The following is a 4,467-nucleotide window of genomic DNA, read 5'->3' as shown; positions in this document are numbered from 1 at the left end:
GCCGCGAACTGGGGCACCCGCACCCAGACCCTCGCGGTCCAGGGCAGCACGGACGGCACCGGCTTCACCGATCTCGTCGCCTCACGCGGACACGAGTTCAACCCGGCCGCGAACAACACCGTCACCATCGACTTCACCGCGGCCACCACGCGGTACGTCAGGCTGCGGATCACCGCGAACACCGGCTGGCCGGCGGGTCAGCTCAGCGAGTTCGAAGTCCACGGCCCGACGAGCGGTGACACGCAGGCGCCGAACGCACCGTCGAACCTCGCCTTCAGCCAGCCACAGACCGGGCAGATCCGGCTGACCTGGAACGCCAGCACGGACAACGTCGGCGTCACCGGCTACGACGTCTACGCCAACGGCAGCCTCCGCACGACGGTCACCGGCACCACCTACACCGACAGCCAGCCAGACGGCCTTCGGGTGACCTACCACGTGATCGCGAAGGACGCGGCGGGCAACCAGTCCCCCGCCAGCAACTCCGTGACGCGCGAGGGCGCCACCGGCACGAACCTCGCCCAGGGCAAGCCGGTCACGGCGAACCACAACGTGCACAACTTCGTCGCGGCCAACGCGAACGACGGCAACGTCCAAACCTACTGGGAGTCCAACGGGTTCCCGGGGACGTTGACCGTCCAGTTAGGATCCAACGCCGACCTCAGCTCGATCGCGGTCAAGCTCAACCCCGACCCGATCTGGGGCGCCCGCACGCAGAACGTCGAGGTCCTCGGTCGCGAGCAGAACGCCACCGGCTTCACGAGCCTCGTCAGCGGACGCGACTACCGCTGGGACCCGGCGAGCGGCAACGCCGTCACGATCGGCGTGTCAGCGAGGGTGGCCGACGTCCAGCTGCGGTTCACGTCCAACACCGGCGCGCCCGGCGCCCAGGTGGCGGAGATCCAGGTGTTCGGCACCCCTGCCCCGAACCCCGACCTCACCGTCACCGGCACGTCGTTCTCGCCGGCGAGCCCCGTCGAGACCGACCAGATCACGCTGAACGCGACCGTCCGCAACGCCGGTAGCGCCGCCTCAGGAGCGACCGACGTGACGTTCTTCCTCGGCACCACGAGCGTGGGCACGGCCCAGGTCGGCACCCTCGCGGCCGGTGCGCAGGCGAACATCAGCGCCACGATCGCGGCCCGTCCGGAGGGCTCCTACCAGTACAGCGCCAAGGTCGACGAGACCAAGAAGGTGGCGGAGCAGGACGAGACCAACAACTCGCGTCTGCACCCGGACCCGCTGGTCGTGACCCCGGTGCCGAGCTCGGACCTCGTGGCAGTGCCGAGCTGGTCGCCCAGCAACCCCAGCAACGGCCAGAACACCACGTTCTCCGTCGCGATCAGGAACCAGGGCACCGTCAACAGTGCCGCCGGGGCGCACGGGGTCACCGTGACGATCCTGAGCAACGGCCAGACCGTCCGCACGCTGACCGGAAGCCACAACGGCACGATCAACGCCGGCGCGACGACAGCTCCGGTCAGCCTCGGCACCTGGCAGGCCGCGGACGGCCGGTACACGATCCGCACGACGATCGCGAACGACGGCAACGAGATCCCCGCCAAGCAGGGCAACAACACCAGCGAGCAGTCGCTGTTCATCGGCCGCGGCGCCAGCGTCCCGTGGCAGCACGTCGAGGCGGAGGATGCCGTCACCGGCGGCGGCGCGCAGGTCCTCAGTCCGAACAGGACGATCGGCGATCTCGCGGGTGAGGCGTCCGGCCGCCGTGCCGTCACGCTGAACAGCACCGGTTCCTCGGTCGAGTTCACGACGTCAGCACCCACCAACACACTCGTCACCCGCTTCTCCATCCCCGACAGCCCGGGCGGCGGCGGCATCACCTCGAACCTCAACGTCTACGTGAACGGCCAGTTCCACAAGGCGATCGACCTGACGTCGAAGTACATGTGGCTCTACGGCAACGAGTCCTCTCCTCAGAACTCACCGGGAGCCGGCGGCCCTCGCCACATCTACGACGAGGCGAACGTGACGCTGAACTCGACGTTCCCGGCGGGCACGAAGATCAAGCTGCAGAAGGACGCGGCCAACACCACGAACTACGCGATCGACTTCGTGAACTTCGAACAGGTGACGGCAGCGGGCAGTCCTGACGCCGCACGCTATGCCGTGCCCGCCGGGTTCTCCCACCAGGACGTGCAGAACGCGCTCGACAAGGTGCGGATGGACACCACCGGCACGTTGATCGGCGTGTACCTGCCCGCGGGCACCTACCAGACCGGGCAGAAGTTCACCGTCTACGGCAAGGCGATCCGGGTGATCGGCGCCGGGCCGTGGTTCACGAGGTTCCAGGCACCGGCGAGCCAGGAGAACACCGACATCGGCTTCGACGCGCAGTCGTCCGCGAGCGGCTCGACGTTCAGCGGGTTCGCCGTGTTCGGCAACTACACGCAGCGCAACGACGGGCCGGGCAAGGTGTTCAACTTCGCCGGCGTGCAGAACATCACCATCGAGAACATCTGGGTCGAGCACATGATGTGCATGTTCTGGGGCACCAACGTCGACAACAACGTCATCAAGAACAGCCGGGTCCGCGACCTGTACGCGGACGCGATCAACATGACGAACGGGTCGGCGGGCAACCGGATCGCGAACATCGAGGCCCGCTCGACGGGTGACGACGCGTTCGCGTTGTTCGCCGCCACCGACGCCGGTGGCAGTGGCCAGCGGGACAACGTCTTCGAGAACCTGACGGCGCTGACTCCGTGGCGCGCGGCCGGTGTCGCGGTCTACGGCGGCAAGCTCAACACGTTCCGCAACATCTACGTGGCGGACACGCTGACCTACTCCGCGGTGACGATCAGCTCGCTCGACTTCGGGTACCCGATGGAGGACTTCGGGCCGGAGCCGACGACGCTGAGCGGCCTCACGCTGGTGCGTTCCGGCGGCCATTTCTGGGGCCAGCAGACGTTCGGCGCGATCTGGATGTTCTCGGCTTCCAAGAAGTACACCGGGATCCGGGTGAGCGACGTCGAGATCATCGACCCGACGTACAGCGGAATCATGTTCCAGACCAAGTACAACGGCGCCCACGAGAACATCTTCCAGGACACCCTGCTGTCCAACGTGAGCATCTCGGGTGCGCGCAAGAGCGGCGACGAGTTCGACGCCAAGTCCGGCTTCGGCCTGTGGGCCAACGAGATGCCGGAACCAGGCCAGGGTCCCGCCGTCGGCGAGGTCACGTTCAACGGCCTCCGGTTCAGCAACAACTTCCAGGACATCAGGAACACCACCTCCACCTTCAAGATCAATATCAACTGATTTCCCTGCCGTGAAGGGCAATTCGATGAAGAACACGCTATTGAGGCGTGCGGTGAGTGCTGCACTCGTCACCGCACTGACACTCTTCGGACTGACACCAACGGCAGGAGCAGCAGTCGTCAGGCTGTCCGCCAACCTGACCGCGTCGAGCAACAACGGCCCGTACGGCGCGGGCAACGCCGGTGACGGCAACCAGGGCAGCTACTGGGAGAGCACGAACAACGTGTTCCCGCAGTGGATCCAGGCCGACCTGGGCGCCGCGAAGGACGTCAGCAAGGTCGTGCTGCGGCTGCCCGCGAACTGGGAGCAGCGCACGCAGACCCTTGTCGTGCAGGGAAGTGCGAACGGGTCGCAGTTCAGCGACATCGTTGGTTCGCGCGGGCAGGTGTTCTCGCCCGGCTCGAACAACACGGTGACGCTCGACTTCGCGGCCACCTCCGTGCGGTACGTGCGCGTCACGATCACCGCGAACACCGCGTGGCCCGCGGGTCAGCTCAGCGAGTTCGAGGTGCACGGCGAGTCGGGCCCCGTCGACCCGCCGCCGTCAGGGGACGACCTCGCGGCGGGCAAGCCCGTCGAGGAATCCGGTCACGTGCACAACTTCGTGCCGGCCAACGCCGTCGACGGCAACACCGGCACCTATTGGGAGTCCAACGGCTTCCCCGGTCACCTGACCGCGAAGCTGGGCGCGGACGCGGACCTCTCCTCGGTCGTCGTGAAGCTCAACCCGGACCCGATCTGGGGTGCGCGCACGCAGAACTTCGAGGTGCTGGGCCGTGAGGCGGGCGCGACCGCGTTCGCGACCCTGAAGGCACGGGCGGACTACCGGTTCGACCCCGCCGGCGGCAACTCCGTGACGATCCCGGTCACCGCACGGGCTTCCGACGTGCGTCTGCACTTCTACTCGAACACCGGCGCGCCCGGCGGCCAGGTCGCCGAGTTCCAGGTTTTCGGTGCCACGGCGCCAGGTCCTGACCTGACCGTCACGAACCTGACGTGGACACCTGCCAGCCCGAGCGAGGCCGACGCGATCAGGCTGACCGCGACCGTGCGCAACGGCGGTCAGGTGGCGTCCGGCGCGACCAGCGTCAACGTCACGCTGCCGTCCAAGGGCGCCCGCGACGTGACGCTCACCTGGCAGAGCAGCGATCCCCGTGTCGTCACCGCTACAGGTGAGGTGACCCGGCC

General features: G+C 67.5%; 2 protein-coding genes. Both read left to right on the top strand.

What is annotated here, in order from left to right; all coding sequences use genetic code 11:
- On the top strand, positions 1 to 3,279 hold a 3,279-nt coding region (locus FXN61_RS47565), incomplete at its 5' end, for a CARDB domain-containing protein (RefSeq protein ID WP_167980355.1).
- Positions 3,280 to 3,331: 52 nt separating this feature from the next.
- A partial coding sequence (locus tag FXN61_RS47560) for a galactose-binding domain-containing protein (RefSeq protein WP_312878560.1) occupies positions 3,332 to 4,467 on the top strand: 1,136 nt, incomplete at its 3' end.

This window comes from Lentzea indica, from assembly GCF_012184385.1.
In the GTDB taxonomy this organism is placed as follows: Bacteria; Actinomycetota; Actinomycetes; order Mycobacteriales; family Pseudonocardiaceae; genus Lentzea; species Lentzea indica.
The sequence above is the reverse complement of the archived record's forward strand: the minus strand, read 5'-3'. Positions and strand labels throughout refer to the sequence as shown.